The following is a 21,494-nucleotide window of genomic DNA, read 5'->3' as shown; positions in this document are numbered from 1 at the left end:
ACGCCCATCGGTGCGTGCCGTTAAGTTCTCACCAAGAACAAAATCGCGATCCAAGGACGGCCATGAACCCCGACAGCACCGCCCTGCGCCGCGCCCGCGTCGGCCTCTTCGGCACCTTCGCGACCTCGGGCTTCGTCATGGGCGCCTGGGCTGCCGCACTCCCCTCGGTCGACCGCCGCCTCGGCCTCGGCGAGGCCCGCCTGGGCACCCTGCTCCTGCTCATCCAGGTCGTCGGGCTGGTCACCATGCTCGCCGCCGGAAAGCTCGCCGCCCGGACCACCACCCGCGGCCTGCTGCGCTGGACCGGCCCGGCCACCCAACTGGTCCTCGTCGCCCCCGCACTCGCGCCGAGCTACGAGACCCTCCTGGTCTGCGGCGCCATCTACGGTGTCGGCGTCGGATTCGTCGAGGTGGGACTCAACGCCCACTCCGTCGAGCTCGAGCGTTACTACCAGCGGCCTGTCGTCTCGTCCTTCCACGGCTTCTGGAGCCTCGGCGGCGCCGCCGCCGGGGCGCTCACCTCGCTCGGCCTCACCCTCGGGCTGGGGAACCAGGCCATGCTGGTGATCACCGCGCTGGCCTGCACCGTGGTGTTCGCCGCCTGTACCCGTCCGCTGCTGCCCCCACCGCCCCAGGCGGCGGACGGCGACAGTGGTGGCGCACCGGCGCGCCCGGCCCGCATCGGCGTGACCGTGCTCGGCGCGATGTTCGTCCTCGGCCTCGGTGGACACCTCATCGAGTCCGGCGCGATCGACTGGGCCAACCTGCACGCCGCCCGCGTCCTGCAGGCCGACGAGGCGCTCGCGCCACTGTCGTACACGGTGTTCGCCTGTGCGATGACGGTCTTCCGTCTCCTGGGCGACCCGATCCGCGCCAGGCTCGGCCCCGGCCGCACCCTGCTGGGCGCGGGCACCCTGGCGACCGCCGGCTACACCCTCGTCCTCCTCGCCGGCGCCGCCGGCGGGCTTCCGCTCGCGTGGGCCGGCTGGATCCTCGCCGGCAGCGGGATCGCTTTGGTCGTACCGGTGCTGTTCAGTGCCGTGGGGGAGGCCGGAGGCTCGCCCTCGAACATCGCCCTGATCTCGATCTCCGGCTCCACCGGGCTCCTGCTCGGCCCGGCCGCGATCGGCTACCTCGCCGAAGCCACGGACCTGACCGTCGGCCTGATGGTCCCCGCAGCCCTGGCGGTCTTCATCACCCTGGTCGGCCCCGTCACCATGCGCCGCCTCCTACCGGACCGGTCGCCGGAACGGACCGTACCGGTAGCCGCGACCAACTGACGCCTGTGCCGACCGAGAGCCGCCGGTAGTCACAGCGGGCCCGGGACGCGCCGGTACGGACCCCCGCGCCCCGAGCCCTCTTCGCCCCCCGTGCTGGACGATGACGTCGACCTTCCCCCGGAGTCGAGGGCGTACCGGCATCGGTCATCTGGACCACCCGCCGTGATCGTTCCGGCCGGCCCCGGCTCCAGCTGGTCACAGCGCCGCCAGGAAGGTCGGATCTCACCCTCCGATCACGGACGTGATCCAGGGCGCGACGACGTCGACCCGGGCGGTCGTCTCGACGTCGGCGTGCGGGCAGCCCGGCCCGGTGCTCTCGATCGAGACCAGGAGCGGTCGCTTGCCCTTGCGCTCGGCGAAGTAGGGCGCGCCCGAGTCCCAGGGGCAGGCGCTCGTGTCCCGTGCGGGTGCGTACCCGGTCACTCCCACCGTCGAGCCCGCCACCGACACGACCTTGAACTGCCCGGTCCGGAGGACCATCGACGGCTGCGGGTTCACCGGGTTGTCCGCACCGTAGCCCGTCAGGCGCAGCAGGTGCCCCGCCTGCGGCGGCGTGCCCGCGAACCGGATCGGCGGGATGGCGGTGATCCGCGTGTCGAGCTGGACCAGCGCGATGTCGTTGACGGACGACTGCCGGACCGCGACAACGGTGGCGACCTGGCCGTTCGTGCCGGACAGGTCGGCGCGGCCGACCGTGGCGGTGGTCAGGTCGGCCACGGTCCGTTCCACGCGTACCCCGTTGAGGTCACGGAAGCAGTGGCCGGCGGTGATGACCCAGGAGGGGTGGATGAGCGCGCCCGAGCAGGCGCTGTTGCGCCGTCCGCCGTCGGCGGTCGGGATGCCGGTCATCGTCAGCTTGACCGAGAAGCGGTAGGAGCCCTCGGGAACCGGCTCGCCGTTGACGATCGCGTGGGCCGGCCCCGCCTGCAACACGCCGAGACCGACGAACACGGCCGCCCCGAGGAACGCGGCGACCAGCCGGCCGGCACGGCGGCGAGAGGAGGATTTCGAGGGCAATCCATTGATCATGGGTCATGATAAAACGATCACAGCCGCCGGTGCGAGGGGCAAAACGCCCATTGCGTACGGGAAACTGGCGCCCGTATCTGCGCCACCGGTCGCGTCGGTTTTCCTCGCCCGGGCGCTGGTGTGGACAACGACCGTCGTACCTTGTTGAACGGTGGCGGGCTGGACGGGAACGCGGAGTTCGACGGATTGGAGTTCCGGTTCTTCGAGCCGGACGACATCCGTGGCCTCGCCGCCTTCTGCCGGGTACGCGATGGTGAGCCAGCAGCAGCCGGACTCCGTCGTATCGCGAGTCGGCGGATGAGGCCATCACCGAAGCGCGGGAGAGCTCCTCGGCTTTGATGAGCCGACTGGCTCGATGCGTCGATAGCCAATGTGAGGAGTCGCCGGCGCGCGAATCGCTCAACCTTCGGATGACGCCTGGTAGCAGGTGGCGATCGCGGCGGCGCGATTGCGCAGGGCGGTGCGCAACCACTGCGGGGCCAGGGCTTCCGCGTTCGTGGCGAGTTGCCACAGCGCCCATTCGGCGTGTCGCGGATCTTGGAAGGCGACCTCCAGCCGCAGCCAGCCGTCTGCGTCGGTGTCCTCGGCGCGGACGGCAAGCGCGCTGCTGACCAGGTCCTCCCGCCGCGCCGGGTGCACCCGCACCAGCACGGTGACCTGGTCGCCGCCGGTCCGAAACCGCGTGCTGCGTTCCTGCCAGGCTCGGTCCAGGTCGACCCGGTCTGGTCGCTGCGCGGGTTCGGCCAGTTCCTTCGCGGACGAGATCCGGGACAGCCGGTAAGTGCGGTCCACGCCAGATCTCGTGGCCAGCAAGTACCCCTGGCCACGTACCGTGACCAGGCCGATCGGATCCACCGTGCGCCACTGTGGTGTCTGGCCCATGGCCGCGTAGTGGATGCGCAGCTTGTGTCCGGCGAGCACCGCTCGCCGGACCTCGGCCACTATGGTGTCGGGAACCTCCTCGGCGACCAGCCGGCGCGAGAGGAGATCGGTCTCCGGGTCGATCAGCAATCGCTGGGCCGCGCCGGCCAAGGCGTCCCGGTGGCTTTCGGGCAGGGCGTCAACCACCTTCCGCATGGCGGAAGCAAGCGCCGAACCGAGCCCGAAGGCCTGCGCGCCGCTCCGTGATCCGGCGACCAGCAGGGCGAGCGCTTCGTCGTGGTTCAGTCCGGTGAGCTCGGTCTGGAAACCGGGCAACAATGCGAAACCGCCGTGCCGACCACGTTCGGCGTAGACCGGGACGCCGGCTGCGGACAGCGCCTCGATGTCGCGCAGCACGGTGCGGGTGGACACCTCCAGCTCGCGGGCCAGTGTGGCCGCGGACAGCCGACCGCGCTGGCGCAGCAGCAGCACCAGCGAGACCAACCGGTCGGCCCGCACACGGGAATCATGCCAGGAATACACGACACAGGATGTCGTGATTGGTTGAGAGGCTCACCCACACGCGGGCCCCGAATCCCCGCGTGCCCACCTCTCGACGAATGGAGCTGATGTAGCGATGGAGCGAACGGCCGTCAACCCGTGGACGTGGTCGGTGGAGATGGGATTCAACCAGGGTGAGATCGTCTCCGGGCAAACCCGGACACTGTACTGCTCCGGGCAGACCGCGATGAGCGGCGACGGCAAACCCGAGCATGCCGGTGACATGGCGGCACAGCTGGCGCTGAGCCTCGACAACCTGGAGGCCGTGCTCGGCGAGGCCGCCATGTCCCTCGCGAACCTCGTCCGGCTCAATATCTACACCACCGACGTCGACCTGCTCTTCCAGCACTACGGCGTGCTGGCGTCGCGGTTGGGCGCCGCCAGGGTGGCCCCGACCACCACGATGCTCGGGGTGACACGGCTGGCGATCCCCACCCTGATGGTCGAGCTCGAGGGAACCGCCGTCGCGTGACGCGACCCCGCCGCCTCCGGCAACTCTGCCGGAGGCGGCGGCACGAGTGAAGGCGGGTGGGTGAGTCCGTGCTCACAATGGTGACCATCGGCGTCTATGGCTTCGACGGCGAGTCCTTCCTGGAGCAACTGCGGCACGCGGACGTCCGCCTGCTGCTCGACCTACGTGAGCGCCGCGCCGTGCGCGGACCCGACTACTCGTGGGCGAACTCGACGCGGCTCCAGCGCGCCCTCGCCGTGGCGGACATCGGCTACCGGCATGTGAAGGAGCTGGCACCCACGACCGAGCTGCGCGAGCTCCAGTACCGCGAGGACGACCGCCGGGGCGTGGGCAAGCGCAACCGCGTCACGCTGGCGCCCGAGTACGCCGAGCGCTACACGAGCGAGATCCTCGACCGGTTCGACCTCGCCGCGATCGTGGCGGAGCTTCCGAGCGACTCGGTGACCGCCCTCCTCTGCGTCGAGCGCGATCCGGAGGCGTGCCACCGTTCGCTGGTAGCCGAGCGCCTGCGTGCCGAGTACGGCCTGCCGGTCACGGACCTCCGCCCGGGTTGAGCCCGCCCGGCGAAGAGGGCGTCCAGCACCCGCGTCATCCGGTTTCGGTGGACTCATGGCAACAGTTCGTGCCCTTCTTCGGCACCACAGGCCCAACACGGAATCCGACACACGGCCCTGCTGCCCGGTCGGCACAGCTCCTAGCGTCCCGTGACCCGCGCTCCGGGCGGATATCAACTCGCGTCGGGATGATCGGGTAACCTGGTGACGCTGCGGGCCGTTAGCTCAATGGCAGAGCTGAGGACTTTTAATCCTTAGGTTCTGGGTTCGAGTCCCAGGCGGCCCACTCTACAAGCCTCTGACCTGGGCGAACGCGCGGCGAAGATCATTCGGCACAACCAGGGCACAACTCAGCTTCGAACTTGGTCGGCGGAAGGTTCCCGCCGCTTGCCGTCTGCCTGCCGGAGGAGGTTGCCGACCAGGCCGCGCGGCCGGTCCTTCTTCGGCAGCCAGTGGACGTAGGTCTCCAGCGTGATCCGCAGGTTGGCGTGCCGCAGCGCCTTCTGCACCTCTTGGGGCTCCACACCGTTGCTCATCAGCGTCGTGGCGAAGAAGTGGCGCAGGGAGTGAAAGGTGCCTTCCTTGGGCCAACCGGCCGCCTCGCGCCACTCCGCCCACAACTGCGACCAGTAGGTATCGTTCAGCAGCTTCCCCCGGGACGAGGTGAACAGAACCGCCACCGGACGAGTCAGCCGCTCCCCCGTCGTGATGTCAGGAAGTTCGAACTCGACGGGGCCGACATCGCTCACATGAGCGGCCAGCTCCTCAGCGACCACCGCGTCAAGATCCACGGTCCCGACCGATCCGCTCTTGGGCGTCGAGAGGTAGAAGCCGCCGAAGTGCTCCGGCGAGTGTCGCAACTGCTGGATGACGTGCAACTCCCCGTGGTCGTAGTCCACGCAGCGCGACCCGGCTTCCATGCCCAAGACCTCACCGAGACGAAGCCCTTCCCCTGCTCCCAGCCAGATAGTCGCCCGAAAGCGGCGCGGCACTACCTCGGCAAGCTTGAGAACCTGGTCCTCGGTGGGAACCCACTTCGGCGCACGCGAAAGACCACGCAGGATCTGGGCGAGATTCACCCCGTTACAGGGGTTGTCCGCAATCACCTTGTCGACAACGGCGGCGTTCATGATGGTTTTTAACAGCCCGAAGTACAGGCTTACCGACGATTTCGGCGTGCCGTTATCGAGCAGCCGGCTAAGCCAGGCCATCACGTCGGTCAGGTTGATGGAGCGAATTGCCTTTGCGCCGAACACGGGCAGAAGGTGCTTTCGCAAGTTCTGCGGGATGCGCCGTCGCGTTTCCGTGGCCCACCCGGATTCGCGCGATTCCCTCCACCGCTGCGCGTACTCGGCGAAAGTGAGCCGGTCCGTCTCACGCTTAGCCTTTACCTCCGCAGCGACGCCCGAACGGCATGCGAGGTCAAAGGCGTCGGCGTCGACCTTGCGCTCAAACAGCTTCTCCCGGGGCTCACCAGCGGCGTCGGTGTAGCGCACCCGCCAGCGTTTGCCCCGGCCGTGCCGTTTCGAGGGAAGCCGCTTCTTGTCCGGCCCCCGTTTGGTGAGGTACCACAGGTCATCGATGGGCATGTCAGGCCGCTTTCTTGTCGAACCAGGCCCGCACGTCGGCGGGGTCGTAGCGGAGGTGCCGGCCGACGCGGGACGCGCGGGGGCCGATGCGGCGGTGACGCCATTGGTAGAGGGTGCCGACGGGGATGCCGAGGAACGCCGAGACGTCGTTGACGCTCCACAGGCGTTCGGTAGTGGTGGGGGTGGTGGTCATCGGGGCTCCTTTCTGGCTTGCTGTCGTGCCGCTCGAATGCGATCACCGATCGCGGTAGCGAGTTCGATTTGCTCCGGCGAGTCGTAGCCGATGCCGAGGATCTGCCAGTCGTTGACGACCAGGACGTCGGTGTCATCGGGAAGGCCCGCTTCGGCGAGCGCGGTCTGAAGCTGATGCGCGCGACGCTCAGCGCGAAGGTTCTTGAAGGTCGTGGAGTAGATCCGGGACTTGGTGAGGAAGTGGCCCCGGAAGCCGAGCATGTGCGCCCAGTGACGGAGCTTGAGATCGGCGTACTGGTCGAGGCCGCCGAGGTCCCACGCGGTTTGAATCATCGCGCGGTGGTGATCGGAGACCCGCAGTCGGTCGATGTGCATCTGCGAGCGGATGCGCCGGTCTCCGGTCTCCGTGGCGCCGGTGCCTTTGGTGGCGTACTTGGCGATGTAGCCGGCAAGCTTGGTGTCGGTTACCGCCTGGTCTCCGTCGCCGTCTCCGTCATCGATGTCGACGTCGGTGGCGGTGATGTCCTCGACGTCGACTTGTGCGCCCCAGCCGAGGGGCAGCGGGGTTCCGTCAGGTCGGACGGTTTCCAGCTCGACGGAGGAAGCCGCGGTGCGTACCGCGTCGGCCAACACGTCGGGGGTGAGCCACACCGGGGGCGATGAGTCCGGACCGGATGGGCCGTCAGCGCGAATGACGGCGTGAAAGTGCACCAGGCCGCGCCGCTGGTATTCGGCCACCTTGGCGTAGGAGATCCGCAGGTGCGCGCTCGATGCTCGGACGGTGAGGCCACCAGCGGCGGCGACCGCCCGGCGTAGGGCGATGGTGAACCGGTGCCAGAGTTGGCCGCTGTGTGCCTGCCACAGCACCGCACCCGTGTAGTCGTAGGCGTTCGGGTCGAGCGGGCTACCCAGCAGCGGATGTCCTTCGGGGTGCCAGCGCCCGCAGGAGCAGGGGCGCTTGCCGGGCCGGTTGTGGACCGGACCGAACGACGGGGCGGTGAGGGTGACGAACAGCCGGGTAGACCGCGCCACGGTGTCGGGAACGCCTTTGCCGCCGGACATGCCCGCGTGGATCAGGTGCCAGGCGTCAGCGGCGTACCGGTCGGCGCAAGTCGGGCAGACAGCCGCGCGGCGCGTACCGCAGGAGGCCCACACCCGGCCCTGCCGAGAGGCGATCAGGTCACCGGTGCCGATGTGGCGAACTTCGAACTTGCCGACGAGCCGGACTGGCTGAAGGCAGCCCTTGACGCTCTCAACGCCGGCGCGCCACTCCTTGTAGGCCGGGGAGCGCATCCACCGGGTCAGCTCGGCCTCAGCGTCACGCCCGCCGTGCACCTGCCGAGGCGTGTGAGGTGGTGACGACATGGAATCCCTCCGAAGACGGACCTGCCGTGCCCCAGCACGAGGAGCACGGCAGGTCAGAGCGAGCGAGAAGAGACGCGCGGGTCAGTGCGCGTAGCCGTTGGCAGTGACCGGGGTGAGCCGGTCGACCACCCGCGCCGCGATGGGCAGCGGTAGCCGGGTAGCGCGTTGAATGTCGACGGCGGTTACCGGAGCGGTGGAGCCGGCGACGAGTTGCCGAATCTGTTGCTGCATTCCGACCGGGATGCCCAACCCGTCCAGCTCCACGGCGGCAGCCGGAACCGGTGCCGGGGTTTCTGCTGGGACGGCCGGGGCCTCGATGGGTGCCGCCGGCGGGGTCACCGGTGGCAGGGCCATGGACGTGGTGACGGCCGGGGGTGAAGCTTCCACCGGGGAAGCCGGAGTCTCGACCGGGGCGGCCGGGACCGGGTCGACGGGCTCCGGCGTGCTGTTCTCGGGTTTGGTGAGGGTGACGGCCCGGCGTGCCTGGGTGCAGCGTGCCTGCACGATCGGCATCACTTCGGCGAGGAAGAACACGAGGACCGGCACCATGATGTGCGCGGCGAGCATGCCCGCGCTGATCCCGCCTTCACGCGGCCACAGCGCCGGCACGACGTTCATGACGAGCGTGGAGCCGAGCAGGAACCGCTTCAGCCAGTCGACCGCCTTGGAGTCGATGTCGATGCCCCGGGCGATCATCGCCGCTTCCCAGCGCAGGATCGTAATGAGGATGCCGACCAGGCAGGGTTCGACTCCCCAGCAGCCCCACCAGACCGGGTCGGCCGGGGTGAGGTGACCGGCGAGGAAGTCTTGGACGCCGGTGGTGGTGAACACCGACCCGACCGCCAGGAACACCCATAGGGATCGAGTGACGCTCACTCGGAGCCGTTCGATGTCCACGATGTCCAACGCGGCATCCTGCTCCAGGTCGTGAAGCTGCCGCGCCACGTCCAGGCGCTTGCTCAGCTTGCGGACCGGGCGGGGCTGCTTTCCCGGTCGGGGCTTACCGGTGTCGTGTGTCTGCACCGTCGATCACCCCGCCGCCGTGGTGGTGAGTTCGGTGTGCGGCCATCCCGCGACCCGCACCAACTCTCGGATGTCGGAGTCGTCGCAGTACGCCGCCCGCACCCGCATCGGGGTTCGTGACCGCTGCTTGACGACGAACCCGATACCGGCCGACTCCGCCACGTTCGGAATCTCGTCGGCGAGCGCGCCCCGACGTCGCATGTCCTCACCAAGAACCATGTCGACGTGTCCGGCCGACGTCGCCCGCAGGCACACCCGCAGGGAGAACAGGTCACGCTGAGGAATCACGTCCTTGGTGGGCTCCTGAAGCGCGCCGATCACGCTGCCGCCCAGCGCCCGAGCCTGAGACAGGATCAGCGGCAACACCGCCTGGACGCCCTTGGTCAGAGACCGGTCGCCGTAGCCAGTCACCGCCCCCAACTCATCGACCACCAGCAAGTCCAGGGGCGTTTCCCGGGACAGCTCGAAGGTCCGCCGGCCCTGTTCAGCCAAGACCTTTTTGCGGTCCTGCATCGTGGCCCAGAAACCCTGAATGACCTCCACGATGTCGCCGTCGGTCTCGGCGTACCGGTAGGACACCGGCCGCAGAGCGTTCAACTCGGTGCCCTTGGGGTTGACCACGTGCACCCGCACCAGGCCGTCACGAATCAGTGGCGCGCACGCCCGGAGCGCCATCCACGTCACCGAGTTCTTGCCCGACCCGGTGGCACCGGCGACCAGCCAGTGTTGCCCGATCAGCGGCGCGTACCAGTCGGTCCCGTGCTCGGTCTCGCCCAGGTACACCTGCCGCAGGCTGACCGCGTCAGCGTCAGCCGGGATGTCCGGCGGGATGATCACCTGAGTGAACGGCTCGGACCGCTGCACGATCAGCGCGATCACCTGAGGCCGGACCCGCTCGACACCCACCCGTTCCGCCTTCAGCGCGACCGCCAGGGCGTCGGCTGCCTCTTCCCACTGCTTCGGCGTCTGCCCGAGCAACAGCCGCACGTAGACCGTCTCGGTCGACGGGGAGTGCGATCGGACCCGGATGATCCGAGGAACATTGATCACGCCCGTCTTGCGGTGGACCGTGACCAGGTTGCACGCCTCGGTCACCCGACCCCACCACGGCCCCAGGTACGTTCGCGACAGCCACCGGCGACGCAGCGCCCGAAGCTGAGGAGCCGCCACCGTCGACCACGACTCCGGGTGACCCCGGTACCAGCCCACACCGGCAGCTACCGCACCGGCCACCACACCACCCGTCGTCACCGGCCCGAACTCGACCACGCTGGCAGCGGCAGCAGCCGGAGCCGCCACGAAACCCGGGTGCCGAGCAGCCCACCCCGCGACCCGCCATTCCCACCCCTGAGTACGCTTACCCATTTCCCGCACCTACCTTCACCAGTTCGTATGTAATTTCGTCGCTACTGTTTTCGGGCAAGGAAAGGCCCGGATCGGATAACCAACCCGGGCCTTTCCGTCGAACAACTACCGTCAGCGAACCGCCGCGAGCATCTTCTGTGCGGTCGTCGTCGCCTGCTTCGCCTTATCCGTCTCCTCCATCCACGGAGTTGCCTCTTCGAGGAGGATCAACAGCACCGCCACCGCCCGACGAAGCTCGTCGTAGTGCTTCATGTAGCGATACCGCTCCGGCATTCCCTTCATCGACCGCCGCAGCAGCCGCATCGCCTGATCAACGCCGTCGTAGGTGTCACTGATCCGGTACGACATCAATTCACCTTCCACGGCTTAGCGATCAGGTCCGCCTCATACGTCTTGACCCGCAGGTGAAACGCCCGAAGCGATTCGACGGCCTGCTTGTGTGCGTCCTCCAGGTCCTCGATCCGGGCGGCGAACTGGTACAGCGTCCCCGGCGGCGGCTCACACGCCTTGATCAGGCTGTTGACGCCATCCAGCAGCATCGCCAAACCCTGCACGTTGCCTACCAGCGCCTCGTACCTCGCCCTGCCGGTCCACGACTTCACCAGCTCCGGCACCAAATCCATACACCGCTCCTTTCCGGTCTTCGACCCACCCGAATCGGTGGGCACCACCCACCCCCGGAACAGGGCTCCAAGGGGGTGGATAGAAACCACCGAGCCGTGGCTACTCCCGACCGGACAGACGCCACACCCGACGCACCCGACGCGCCTCACGACGCAGCAGGCCGTAATTCATCGACGCCGACGCAATCAGCAAGACGATAAGAATAAGCTCAAGGTTCGACATAGCAACCTCCCTTCACATGTCGAAGCGAAAATGCCTGTTTTTAGGCAAGGTTGTATCCACTGTGGAATTCTCAATGAACAATCTGCCGATGATGCGACCTCACGGAGTCCGCATACCGTCGACATAAGCGCCCCGACCCGACTCGAACGGGTCACCCACCAGACAGGGGCGGGGCCAAAGACATCTACACGCCGGCAGCCTTCAGGCTCTGCGCCTTCCACGTCAGACCCGACCGGCCATCCCGCTCCCAGTGCGACACCGTGGGGCCGATCAGCTCCACCAGGTAACCACCGAGCTTGTCAACCGGGAACCTCGGTTCGAGCACTTCAAACGGCTGAAGGTCGGCCCTGGTAGGACCAAGGGCTATCGGATGATTAGTTCGAGACAAGCCGACGACCTACGCCAGAAGTCAGGCGAGATCTTGTGGGAAAACAGCCGGTATGGCGCGACATACTTCGTTGACCGTTCCGGATTAGAGCAGCTATGGGCATGGGGGAAAGTTCCTGTTGTACACCTTGGCCAGGTCGAAGCGGTCAAAGCAATAACGGGTGACGCGAAGAGTGGTGCGAACTGGACCGTAGTCGAACTGCACTGTCGACCCGCGATACTCCATGACCGCATTCGGTCTCGGGACACAGGAGACGACGAACAGCGCTTCGCGGCCATCGAACAGACGCCTTGCCTACCTGAAGCAGACATCAGGATTGACACTGAGTTCGTATCGGCACCCGAGGCAGCCGAGATGATTGTCCAGCGGATCGATCGCAGCCTTGCTTGAGCCGGCGCTGTGATCGAAGCGTAGTGTGTTCAGACTTTCTTTACTTGGTCAAGGGCGGGCCGCAAGCGGCCCGCCGCCGCGCCAGCGCCGGGCCGCGCATGCGGCCTCGCGGCCGGTCACGTCCCGGCGCGCGCGGCGCGACATGCAAGTCGATGGAACACAACGCAGTAGCCAGCCGGACAGAACAGCGATGAGACGCCAAGGAACTGCCGGTGCCCGCCGAGAGGAGGTCCGAGACCGCGGCAGGGTTGACCGGCAAGTCCCAAGCATGTGGGCGGTGGCCGTGGCGGGACCGCAGTGGCTCGGGCGCGGCAATGTCCACGTGCCCTTCCTGCCTACGAGGGCTGTCAGGTCACCCGCGCACTTTCGGCACCCAGCCGTTGCTAACGTCCGGCGCGCGACGCGTCCGGCGGAGGCTGGAGACCGCGGGAAGAGTCGCCGACCGGAGGCTGGGGAACCCGACGGCGGGCAGTCACCCGCATGGACTCCACCGCGGCGGTGTGCCCACCGATGACGTAGATCCTCCTGCCGCTCGTGACCACCGCCCCTTCACTATGGGCGATGGTGGTGCCGGTGACCGTCTCCCAGGTGTCGGTTTCGGGTGAGTACACGTCCACCCGGGTGGTAAACACGCACTGTTCCCCTTCCGGGGCTTCGAGGTCCAACTCACAGCCCCCTATCACGTAGATGCGGCCGTCCGGGCCGGTCGTGGCTTCTACCCCAGCCCGCGGGCGGGGAAGTGGCGCGAGAGTCGTCCATGCGCCGGTGGCGGGCGAGTACGCCTCGACGACATCGAGGATGCTCCCGACACGGGCTCCGAGGCCGCCGATTGCATAGATCCGTCCGTCCAATCCGCCTGCCACTCCCATTCCGTAGCGCGGCGCAGGCATCGGCGCTCCGGTGGCCCACCGGTCGACCGTCGGGTCGTAGATTTCGAGGGTAGCGAGCACGTCGTAGTAGCGCCCGCCAACGGCGTAGATGCGACCGTCGGTGCCGGCTGCCGCGGCGAGCAATTGTCGTCCGGTGGGCATCGGCGCCACGGGCACCCAGTGATCGTCGCCCGGCGTCAGGGCGAGCACGGAGCGGAGGAACACGCCCTCGCCGCCGGGAGAGCCGCCACCGATCGCGTAGATGCGCCCGTCTCCGCCGGTAGCAGCCGCGTGCCGGTATCTCCAGTGAGGCAGCGACGGACCGGCCTTCCACTGTCTCGTTCGAGGTGAGTAGACCTCCACGACCCCGGTGCGTGAATTGTCGGAGCCCCCGATCGCAAAAATCGACCCGTCCGGCGCCGTGGCCGCCGCCAGTGCGAAGCGGGAGCTCGACAGCGGGGCCTCTGCCCGCCACTCCACTGCGGGTCGGCCGCCCCTGCCCGCAGCACCGGCCACAGGCGACAGAATCTGGACCATCGCGACGGCAATGGCGAGGCACAGTGTCCTACGTGGCGTAGCACGGCCGAGAATACGAATTGTCGTCACGACTACGGCACTCCCTTCGCGATCTGTCGGCGGGCGCTTCCGCTTTTCGGCAGGCTAACAGCCTGACGGACGCGACAACTGCGGGAAACCTGTCACTTCCCACCGAGAGCGAAAATTGCGCCGTGGCTAACTACTCCTAACGGAATGACGGTGGGCGCGGCCCTTGGGAAATGAGGATTATTCTGCCTAAGGGCCGCGCTGTTCCTATACGGTCGGATCCGCCTGGAGCGGGTCGTGTTCGACCGGCTGTCCCGCCGCCGCGTTATCGCGACCGTCACCCCGGTCGTGCTTGCGGTGCCGCTCGCGTTTACCAACGCGTTGGCCGTCTCCCTCGCCGCCGCCGCAGTCCTGATCAGCGTGTCCAGGCTATGCGAGTCGCCCAGGAGCCGACTTACAGCCGCTCAGGGTCAGTTCAACTGCTCACCTGGGAGGGGAGGGGTGGCCGCCGGTGGCCAGCTTCGACCCCGGGAGCCGGGTCCGTGTCGGTCGAGGTTTAGGTCAACTGCGCCACTGTGGCGGTGTCCGTCGGGGGCGGGGTCCGCGACACGAAAGCCGACTAGTCGATCTATCGTGCGGGAATGACCTTGGGGGAGGACGGTCGTCGACGGCCGCGCCGGTGGGTGCTGTACCTCGCCGCCGGCCTGGCGCTGTGCGTGGCTGGTCCGGCCGCCGCCGGGGTGGGGTGGGTGGCCGTGAAGACGCACCAGGCGGACCAGGGGCAGCCGTCGCCGGACGCTGCGGCGAACGTGTTCATGCTGGCGGTGTCGTCGGGTGAGGAACTGGGCCTACGGTCGGCGCTGGCACCGCAACACCGTGACGAGCTGGTCAACGAGTGGCGCGAGATTCGGCAGGACATCAGCCGGACCGAACCGGCGGTGTCGAAGGTGACCGCAGCGGCTTTCGTCATTGAGCACCAGGACGACGACCGCGCCCAGGTCGTGACCGAGGTCCGGGCGGTGTGGTGGCCGACCGATGGCGGCGGACTCATGATGCACGGCAGTCCGTACCCGTGGCGGTTCGAGACTCGCCGTGATGACGGCGGATGGCGTGTGTGGTCGGTCGACCCACACCCATGGTGCGGGGGCCACGTCCGCGCCAGTGCTTGCGAGCAGCCGTAGGGCGTCCAGGACGTGATCCCGCTCGCTACCGGACGAGGCATTGAGCTGGGCGAAGACCGACCAGCCGCACGTAGATCTCTCGCTTGTCCACCGCGATGCCCCGGCTGTCCAGCACGTATCCGGTCAGCCAGGCCCAACCCTGGTAGGTGGGCTTTGGGCACACCGAGATCACTCGAAACAGGAAGCATTGGTCTACGAACTGCACCGAGGCTTCACGGGTGATCCAGAACTCCTGGCCAGGGGCCGGGGGCTGGACTTCGGTCATGGTGCCGTATCTCCTCGCCGGTGAGCCCTGCCCGGCCGAGCTGGAGGAGCTCAGCCGGGCAGGGGTACCGCCGCACCGGGGCGAGTTCGGGTTCTCTACGACCGGCACAGCGGGTTGGCCGCACCGTACCAAGCTTGGTCTACAGACGTCTAGGTACGTAGAAGGTCGAAGCGGCTCGTGTCGAGACTTCTAGCGTCAGGTTCATGGAGCCTGACCCGGACGCCGGCATCGACCACGGCGCGCCGCTGCCGCCCTATCGCCAACTGGCCGGCATCTTGGCGGCCCGGATTCGTCGCGGTGACTGGCAGCCCAACCGGGCCATCCCGTCCGAGTCTCAGCTGGTCCAGGAATACGGACTTGCTCGCGCGACCGTGCGACGTGCGATCGCCGTGCTGGTGGATCAGGGCGTGCTGTTCGTGGTGCCGCAACGCGGGACGTTCGTCAAGTCAGAGAGCGAATAGCCATCGATGCCCGGCGCAAGATCATCGGGCACAGATCCGGCACAACTGAGCCCGGAAAGGCCTGTAAAACGCCGAGAGGCAATGAGGGTTCCCGCCCTGGTCAGGGGCCAGATCTGCCCGATTCGGGACGATCTATCGGCGGCCTGCGGGATTCTGGGTTCGAGTCCCAGGCGGCCCACCTCTGAACAGGGAAAATTGACTGAGCTCAATATTCTGCTCGGCTCCTGGCGCGCGCATTTGTCGGATTTTGGGCTTTCGTGGGCGAGCACCCACCGAGCACCCAGCCCGGGGGATGTGCCAGGCCATCTCGCGTGCCGCCGCTGGTTCGGGGCGCGGTCGTGCCCGCACGGTGACGCGTGCCGACGAACTTGGCAGCGACAGCGTGGGCGCCTGATGGTTGATCTGAGCGGGCTGCGCTGGTCGCTGGTGGGCCTGCGGCGCAGGCCCCCGGGCGTGAGGAGAACGAGTCGGAAAGTTGCCCGGCCGGTGGCGCGCGGCGAGCACGACCGGTTCGGGATGGACGCCCTGCATCCTAGTGTCGGGTGCCGCGTTGGCGAACGCGTTCCACAGGTGGAAGCAGATCAGGTCGTCGCCACGGTCGGCAGTGGTGTGGGCAAGGGGTCTTGGGCCAGTACGGGTTGGTTCCGCCGATCCACAGCGACGGGGGTCCGAACGTCTCGATGGCCTCGGACAGCGCGCGGTCCTGCGTCGCCCATTCGCCGATGAGGTCGCCCGCCTGCTTCAGCTCTGCCGTCGTCAGGGCCCGATCCAGTTCCAGCCAGCCGAGATGATGCCGATCTCGGCGTAGATCGAGGTCGTGGCATCGCGTAGGGCGTCAGCGGGCAGGATGTCGCTGTAGGCGCCCCTGACACCTGTCGCGGCAAAGGCGCCACGGTCGCGCAGAGCATCGCAACATGTGGATGCGATCCGACAATCCCGCTCACCGGCAGGACCGCCCGTCGAGTGTCGCCTGGCCAGATACTCAACGTGACGCACCATCGGCGGCAGATTAGCGTGCCGTCGTCGGGACGCGAGGCAGCGGGGTTGGGCGGCGTGGTGGAACCTTATTCTTCGACCAGCTCGAAACGTAAGGGGTACGAGCCCAGCACAGGCGGGCATGAGGCCCGAGAGGTACGGCCGGGTCCGGTCCCCGCGCGTCGCACCGCCGCGGGGACCGGCCGTCGGTGGCCTGCGGCCGAAGCTGCTCAGGTTCGCCGTCGACCGCAGCGCATGCCACCGCGCGGTGAGCTGACTCGTCGCCCGCAACCCCAGGGCCCCCAGCAAAGTCGTGATGCCTGTCCGAGGAGCGCCGTCTGCTCGCGGCGGTGCCGGTCGGAGGTCTTCGCAAGGAGGGCAGGTGCGGCAACTTCCAGGTATGGGGGTGGTCCGGCGCGGACCGCCCCCATGCGGTGCTACGTGGCGGCTCGTTCGGCGACGCCGCGTTCCACGCAGAACTCGTTGCCTTCCGGGTCCGCGAGCGTGACCCAGCCGGTGCCGTCCGGCCGGCGGTGGTCCTCGAAGAGCTTCGCGCCGATCCCGATCAGCCGGTCGACCTCCTCATCTCGGGTGCGATCCTGAGGTTGCAGATCGAGGTGTACGCGGTTCTTCACCACCGTGCCCTCGGCGACGAACGCCAAGATCGATTCGCTGAATGGTAGGCGAGGACGGCGTCGGTGGTGCCGGGCCTGGCCGACACGAGCTGCTACTCGTTCGTGGCGGTCAACGCCAAACGGCTACCTTCGCCGCACCAACTTCCGGATCCAGGTCGGCGCCCAACGACAACCGCGACCTATTCGGCCAGGACGCGACCTTCTGCGCCCGCCGGGTGTCGCCGGAGGGCTGAGCCCGTCGTTCGAGTCCCCACAACTTCCCCGGCTACGACCTGCGGTACATCGGGTTCGAGCTGTGGATCGACTCGTTCGAGTGCAACTCGACCTTCTGGTCGGACGCCTCGTACACTCGCGTAACCCCATCGGCGTGAGTCGATTGCGAAGGGCCGGTACGGTTCGAACGAGTGCGGGCGCCGCAGGAGGCACGAATGACCGTCTGGTGGGTCCTCTACGGGCTGGTGGTCGGCGGTGGGCTGGTCACATCGGTGGCGATCGTTGTCCGTGATTGGCGGCCGCGTCCCGAGGCTGCTCGTTCGCTGGTCGCAGGCTATGGCAATGACGTGGACGTCGCGGTCCTGAGTGGCGGGATCGTCCGAGGCATCGATGTCGGCGTGGTCCGGATGATCGATGACGGACTGGTCCGGGCCGATCTGGGGCGGCTCGGCCTGACCCCGGCCGGCGAGGCGCGCCTGGCCGAGGCATCATATCGCGACGACGGGCTTCGGCTGCTCGAAGCGGTCCGTGACGTCGGCGAGCGCGGCCTTGCCGCTGTCCGGGACCGGGCCCCGGTGGCGGGCCTACGGGGGGCGCTGGACCGGGCCGCCGTCGACCGGCTGATCGTTAGCCCGCGACGCCGGAAGTGGGAAGCGATGACGGTTGCCGCCCCGATGGGGGCCGGTGTCCTGGTCTTCCTCATCGGCAGGTTGAGCACGGCCCGGACCTACCGGGAGTTCCAGGAACTGGAGTCGTCTCTCGGCCTCGGGCTCGCGATCTTCCTCGGTTTCATGGCCATGATTCCTGCCGCAGCCATCTACGTACGCAAGCACGGTTACACCGGACCCGACCCCACCACGACCCTGGGACGCGAGGTGCTGAGGCAGCTTGGTGACGGCCTACCGGCGCGTGCGGGTGAGGCTCCTCGGGTCGCGCTCGGCGGCTTGGCGGCAATCAGTGACGACGGGCTGCGCCGCAATCTCGCATCGGGAATTACCGACTCACGGTGGAACATCCGGCCGAAGCGCGACGCCTTCGCCGACGTGAACGCATCGTTCGCGGTGTATGCGATGGACGCGGGTGGGGACGGAGGGGCAGATGGCGACGGCTGACGGGTGGACATTGCTATCACCACGCTGTCGAGTCGCGAGTTCCGGTCCACAACAGACGCACGCCTGACGGGGGAGGGAGGGACGGTCATGGCGGAAGCGGCATACGAGTAGGGCAGCACCCGGGGCCGGGGGCCTCCTCGGGTGCTCGGATGTTCCGGTGCCGGACGGATTCACCGCATGACTCCTGGATTCGCACCTCTGCTGGCCACACGCCGCAGCATCACTTTCGATAGGCGCGGGGCAGACCAGCACAAACGCGGCCAGACGACGCGCCTGGAATCCGGACCGCAGAGAACTGTGAAACCCTTGAAGTGTCTTTGCCCTGTTCTGCTAACTTTTATGATCCCAGGTTGAGGGTTCGAGCCCCTGGCGGCCCACTTTTCCGCAGGTCAGCAGCCCTTTGCGGGTACTGTTGCCGTGTGATCCGGCCGTACAGCAGGGAAGTCCAGCAGTAACCGGCGACGCATGTGCATGCCGCCGCAGGCCCACCTGAGGTACAGTTTTCTGTACCCATCGCCGGAGGTGACCATGCGGACCGTGAACTTCACCCAGCTACGGCAGAACCTGGCCGCCGAACTCGACAGCGTCATCAACGACGCGGAGGAAGTGGTGGTGACCCGATCCGGCCACGACCCAGTGGTGATCGTGCCGCTTGCGGAGTACGAGTCGATGAAGGAGACCGAGTACCTCCTCCGCAATCCGAGCAACGCCGCCGCACTGCGCCGGTCGATGGCGGAGCTGGAAGAGGGTGATGCGGCCCAGCGGGATCTGATCGACCCGGCCACGGTGCGGGACGTCGCGTGAGGCTGGTCTTCACCGCGACGGCATGGAGCCAGTACCTCAGCCACACAGACCGGAAGCTGGTCAAGCGCATCAACGATCTCATCGCGGACGTGATGCGCAACGGATACGAGGGCATCGGCAAGCCGGAACCTCTTCGGGGAGAGCTGTCCGGCTTCTGGTCCCGCCGAATCGATCGCGAACACCGGTTGGTGTATCGGATCAGCAAGGACGACGTCGAGATCATCGCCTGCCGGTACCACTACGTCGACCGGTAGCGGACTGGACTGGAACCAGCAGCGCGGCGGTCATCGGTCGAGTGTCTGGCCAAGTCGCTTGAGCGCGTCGAGGGTGGCCGCCGAGGACACCACCGTGTAGATCTCCATGGTGATGGTGAACTGAGCGTGCCGGAGGATCCGCGTCGCCACCCGGGGGTGGACGTCCAGGTCGGCCAGGAGCGAGGCGCAGGTCCGCTGGGCGTCCCGGACGGTGATCCGCCGGACGCCGGCCAAGTCGCACGCCGGTCCCAGAAGCGGTTGACGTTGTGTGGCTCGACCGGCCGTAGCGGGTGGTGAAGATGAGGTCCGAAGGCTGCCAGGCCGGGCCGGCGGCGTCCCGGGCGGCGGCCTGTGCGGCGCGGCGGCCGTCCAGCGCCACGGTGCAGATGTCCGGAGGCGGCAGGGTGGCGTCCGAGGCGGCCGTCTTCGTCTCCCGGTGCAGCAACTCGGCACCGGCCCGCTGGAGCCGCCGGTCGATGGTCCGCTCCCCCGCGTTGAGGCGTCCCACATTGCCTGGCCGAAGCGGCGTAACTGCCGGCCCAGGACTCTGACCGCGCCCGGATGCGACGCGGTCAGCATCTGCTCGCCGATCTCCTCGTCGCCGAACAGGCGGCGATCAGGGTAACGGCGGATCCCGCGACCGCACCGACCCGGAGGATCTGACGTCTTGAGAGTCCCCTGTCTTGGATCATGCATGCTCCCCGTCCTGTTTCCGCGAACCACAGCAGATTCATAGATCAATGTGGACCTGGCCAAGAACAACGCGCCGGGCCAACTCGGCGCGGCATGCTGTCCTGGCCGCGCCCTGATCGGCCTCGGCCCTGGCGGGGCGCGGTAGGCGTGGCAGGTCGTGGACGGGGAAGGAACGGGGTATGAGGATGACCAGCATCCCGGCCGTCGCGGCGTCGAGCGAGGAGATCGGGCCGGACGGCGTACGGGAGCCGGGTGGCGAGGTGCACGCCTGGCGGCCCGGGCAGAACTCGACCGTCTGCGGCCTCCAGCTCAGCCGCGCCCGGCTGCGCCGCTTCCCGCACGTGCGGTTCGGGTACACCGCCACCGACCAGCTCACCGAGGCCGACCCGGTGGGCTTCGTCTGCCCGCGCTGCCTGGCCGCCACAGAGGGCCGCCGCAGGGAGGAGAAAACCTGGGTACGCCACGCGCCGCGGCCCTGACGGGGCCGGGGTTGGAGCCCGGCGCAGCGGGTACCGCAGCCCCATGCGGATCGTGATCGTGGGAGCCTCCGGCAACGTGGGGACGGCGCTGCTGCGCCGGCTGCGCCGCGAGCCGGGGCGGGAACTGGTCGGCGTCGCCCGGCGACTGCCCGGCCCGGACGCCGGTGCGCCGTACGACGGGATGCGGTGGCACGCCTGCGACATCGGGGCACCGGACGCGGTCGGCAAGCTGGCGGCGGTCTTCGCCGGGGCCGACGCGGTGGTGCACCTGGCCTGGCAGATCCAGCCCAGCCACGACCAACGTGCCCTGCGCCGGACCAACGTCGGCGGCAGCCGCGCGGTGAGTGCCGCCGTCGTCCGGGCCGGCGTTCCCGCCCTGGTGTACGCCTCGTCGGTCGGCGCCTACGCGCCCGGCCCGAAGGACCACCCGGTCAGCGAGCGCTGGCCGGTGACCGGGGTGCCCGGGTCGTCGTACAGCCGGGACAAGGCCGAGGTGGAGGCGATGCTCGACACCCTGGAAGCCGCGTATCCGTCGCTGCGGGTGGTGCGGCTGCGCCCCGGTCTGGTCTTCCAGCGGGACGCGGGCACCGAGATCAGTCGGTACTTCCTCGGGCCGCTGGCCCCGGTGTGGCTGCTGCGCTTCGGGCGCCTCCCGGTCGTACCCGCGAACCGGCGGCTGCGCATGCAGGCGGTGCACGCCGACGACGTCGCCGACGCGTACGCCAGGGCAATCCTGGGTGACGCGCGTGGCGCGTTCAACGTCGCCGCGGACCCGGTGCTGACTCCGGAGCTGGTGGCCCGGCACTTCAGGGGCTGGACGGTTCCGGTGGCCGCTCCGGTGCTGCGGGCCGCCGCCGCGCTGACCTGGCGGGCCCGGCTGCAACCGGTCGACACGGGTTGGGTCGAGTTGGCGCTGAACGTACCGCTGCTCTCCAGCGAACGCGCCGAGGCCGAACTCGGCTGGCAGCCGAAGGTCGACGCGGTCGCCGCCCTGAAGGACCTCTTCGCCGGCATGGCGCGCCGCAGCGGCACCGGAACGCCGCCGATGAGCGCCTCCCCCGACCTCCCCGGCCGCCCCGCGGCCCTGCTCAGGGC

At 68.3% G+C, this 21,494-nt stretch carries 23 protein-coding genes, 1 tRNA gene and 1 pseudogene; 11 read left to right on the top strand and 14 right to left on the bottom strand.

The genetic code is table 11. The annotated features are described in order from the left end of the window. The first annotated feature begins 62 nt into the window (after positions 1–62). A complete protein-coding gene (locus E1165_RS15035; protein WP_132391870.1) occupies positions 63–1,280 on the top strand; it encodes an MFS transporter in 1,218 nt (405 codons plus the stop codon). A gap of 222 nt (positions 1,281–1,502) precedes the next feature. On the opposite strand, the gene E1165_RS15030 is transcribed toward E1165_RS15035, so the two are convergent. Continuing rightward, positions 1,503–2,297 carry a trypsin-like serine protease gene (locus tag E1165_RS15030; RefSeq protein ID WP_243704782.1) on the bottom strand — a complete coding sequence of 265 codons (795 nt, stop codon included), beginning with the start codon at positions 2,295–2,297 and terminating at the stop codon, positions 1,503–1,505. 411 nt (positions 2,298–2,708) lie between these two features. Further along, positions 2,709–3,689, bottom strand: coding sequence for a YafY family protein (locus tag E1165_RS15025; protein ID WP_132391866.1), 981 nt, complete (start codon positions 3,687–3,689; stop codon positions 2,709–2,711). A 118-nt stretch (positions 3,690–3,807) separates the two neighbouring features. On the opposite strand from E1165_RS15025, the gene E1165_RS15020 reads away from it, so the two are divergent. From E1165_RS15020 to E1165_RS15010, 3 genes are all read left to right on the top strand, one after another. Continuing rightward, a complete protein-coding gene (locus E1165_RS15020; protein ID WP_132391864.1) occupies positions 3,808–4,203 on the top strand; it encodes a RidA family protein in 396 nt (131 codons plus the stop codon). Positions 4,204–4,280: 77 nt separating this feature from the next. Continuing rightward, entirely contained in the window at positions 4,281–4,757 is a 477-nt protein-coding gene (locus E1165_RS15015; RefSeq protein WP_243704784.1) for a DUF488 domain-containing protein, read from the top strand. Positions 4,758–4,971: 214 nt separating this feature from the next. Continuing rightward, a tRNA-Lys gene (locus E1165_RS15010) sits at positions 4,972–5,043 on the top strand. 64 nt (positions 5,044–5,107) lie between these two features. Here E1165_RS15010 and E1165_RS15005 read toward each other — a convergent pair. From E1165_RS15005 to E1165_RS14970, 8 genes are all read right to left on the bottom strand, one after another. After that, positions 5,108–6,346, bottom strand: a complete 1,239-nt coding sequence (locus E1165_RS15005; RefSeq protein ID WP_132391860.1) for a site-specific integrase — start codon at positions 6,344–6,346, stop codon at positions 5,108–5,110. A 1-nt stretch (position 6,347) separates the two neighbouring features. Next, a complete protein-coding gene (locus E1165_RS15000; protein ID WP_132391858.1) occupies positions 6,348–6,539 on the bottom strand; it encodes an AlpA family transcriptional regulator in 192 nt (63 codons plus the stop codon). Beyond that, the gene (locus tag E1165_RS14995; RefSeq protein ID WP_132391856.1) at positions 6,536–7,831 is read right to left on the bottom strand and encodes a replication initiator; all 1,296 of its coding nucleotides are present in this window, start codon (positions 7,829–7,831) and stop codon (positions 6,536–6,538) included. The genes E1165_RS15000 and E1165_RS14995 overlap by 4 nt, the downstream gene beginning before the upstream one ends. 153 nt (positions 7,832–7,984) lie before the next feature. Continuing rightward, positions 7,985–8,926 carry a hypothetical protein gene (locus E1165_RS14990; protein ID WP_132391854.1) on the bottom strand — a complete coding sequence of 314 codons (942 nt, stop codon included), beginning with the start codon at positions 8,924–8,926 and terminating at the stop codon, positions 7,985–7,987. 6 nt (positions 8,927–8,932) lie between these two features. Further along, positions 8,933–10,021, bottom strand: coding sequence for a cell division protein FtsK (locus E1165_RS14985; RefSeq protein ID WP_132391898.1), 1,089 nt, complete (start codon positions 10,019–10,021; stop codon positions 8,933–8,935). Between the two features lie 381 nt (positions 10,022–10,402). Next, positions 10,403–10,639, bottom strand: coding sequence for a hypothetical protein (locus E1165_RS14980; protein WP_132391852.1), 237 nt, complete (start codon positions 10,637–10,639; stop codon positions 10,403–10,405). Continuing rightward, on the bottom strand, positions 10,639–10,914 hold the full coding sequence (locus E1165_RS14975) for a hypothetical protein (RefSeq protein ID WP_132391850.1): 276 nt from the start codon (positions 10,912–10,914) through the stop codon (positions 10,639–10,641). The genes E1165_RS14980 and E1165_RS14975 overlap by 1 nt, the downstream gene beginning before the upstream one ends. Before the next feature lie 1,384 nt (positions 10,915–12,298). Further along, positions 12,299–13,390 carry a kelch repeat-containing protein gene (locus E1165_RS14970; protein WP_132391848.1) on the bottom strand — a complete coding sequence of 364 codons (1,092 nt, stop codon included), beginning with the start codon at positions 13,388–13,390 and terminating at the stop codon, positions 12,299–12,301. Positions 13,391–14,142: 752 nt separating this feature from the next. Here E1165_RS14970 and E1165_RS14965 point away from each other — a divergent pair. Beyond that, positions 14,143–14,508, top strand: a complete 366-nt coding sequence (locus tag E1165_RS14965; protein ID WP_243704783.1) for a nuclear transport factor 2 family protein — start codon at positions 14,143–14,145, stop codon at positions 14,506–14,508. Positions 14,509–14,533: 25 nt separating this feature from the next. Here the strand turns inward: E1165_RS14965 and E1165_RS14960 are convergent, their stop codons facing one another. Continuing rightward, positions 14,534–14,773 carry a hypothetical protein gene (locus E1165_RS14960; protein WP_132261406.1) on the bottom strand — a complete coding sequence of 80 codons (240 nt, stop codon included), beginning with the start codon at positions 14,771–14,773 and terminating at the stop codon, positions 14,534–14,536. A gap of 203 nt (positions 14,774–14,976) precedes the next feature. On the opposite strand from E1165_RS14960, the gene E1165_RS14955 reads away from it, so the two are divergent. Further along, positions 14,977–15,234, top strand: coding sequence for a GntR family transcriptional regulator (locus tag E1165_RS14955; RefSeq protein WP_132391844.1), 258 nt, complete (start codon positions 14,977–14,979; stop codon positions 15,232–15,234). Between the two features lie 756 nt (positions 15,235–15,990). Here E1165_RS14955 and E1165_RS14950 read toward each other — a convergent pair. Continuing rightward, positions 15,991–16,233: a hypothetical protein gene (locus E1165_RS14950; RefSeq protein ID WP_132391842.1), complete on the bottom strand. Its 243-nt coding sequence runs from the start codon at positions 16,231–16,233 to the stop codon at positions 15,991–15,993. A 413-nt stretch (positions 16,234–16,646) separates the two neighbouring features. After that, positions 16,647–16,856: pseudogene (locus E1165_RS29000) on the bottom strand (VOC family protein); the annotation flags it as partial. Between the two features lie 416 nt (positions 16,857–17,272). Here E1165_RS29000 and E1165_RS28995 point away from each other — a divergent pair. The 3 genes from E1165_RS28995 (at position 17,273) to E1165_RS14930 (ending at position 19,227) form a co-directional block, all read left to right on the top strand. Next, a complete protein-coding gene (locus E1165_RS28995) occupies positions 17,273–18,169 on the top strand; it encodes a hypothetical protein (protein WP_165945227.1) in 897 nt (298 codons plus the stop codon). A 528-nt stretch (positions 18,170–18,697) separates the two neighbouring features. After that, complete coding sequence (locus E1165_RS14935) at positions 18,698–18,973, top strand: type II toxin-antitoxin system Phd/YefM family antitoxin (RefSeq protein ID WP_165945228.1); 276 nt, start codon at positions 18,698–18,700, stop codon at positions 18,971–18,973. Next, a complete protein-coding gene (locus E1165_RS14930; protein WP_132264173.1) occupies positions 18,970–19,227 on the top strand; it encodes a Txe/YoeB family addiction module toxin in 258 nt (85 codons plus the stop codon). Before E1165_RS14935 ends, E1165_RS14930 begins: the two co-directional genes overlap by 4 nt. Before the next feature lie 30 nt (positions 19,228–19,257). Here E1165_RS14930 and E1165_RS29935 read toward each other — a convergent pair whose 3' ends face one another. After that, the gene (locus E1165_RS29935) at positions 19,258–19,461 is read right to left on the bottom strand and encodes a hypothetical protein (protein ID WP_243704781.1); all 204 of its coding nucleotides are present in this window, start codon (positions 19,459–19,461) and stop codon (positions 19,258–19,260) included. 638 nt (positions 19,462–20,099) lie between these two features. On the opposite strand from E1165_RS29935, the gene E1165_RS14910 reads away from it, so the two are divergent. Then, positions 20,100–20,399 carry a hypothetical protein gene (locus E1165_RS14910; RefSeq protein WP_132391832.1) on the top strand — a complete coding sequence of 100 codons (300 nt, stop codon included), beginning with the start codon at positions 20,100–20,102 and terminating at the stop codon, positions 20,397–20,399. A 43-nt stretch (positions 20,400–20,442) separates the two neighbouring features. Next, positions 20,443–21,494, top strand: a 1,052-nt coding sequence (locus E1165_RS14905; protein WP_132391830.1) for an NAD-dependent epimerase/dehydratase family protein, incomplete at its 3' end; no start/stop codon positions are given.

Source organism: Micromonospora sp. KC723, from assembly GCF_004348595.1.
Taxonomy (GTDB): Bacteria; Actinomycetota; Actinomycetes; order Mycobacteriales; family Micromonosporaceae; genus Micromonospora.
The sequence above is the reverse complement of the archived record's forward strand: the minus strand, read 5'-3'. Positions and strand labels throughout refer to the sequence as shown.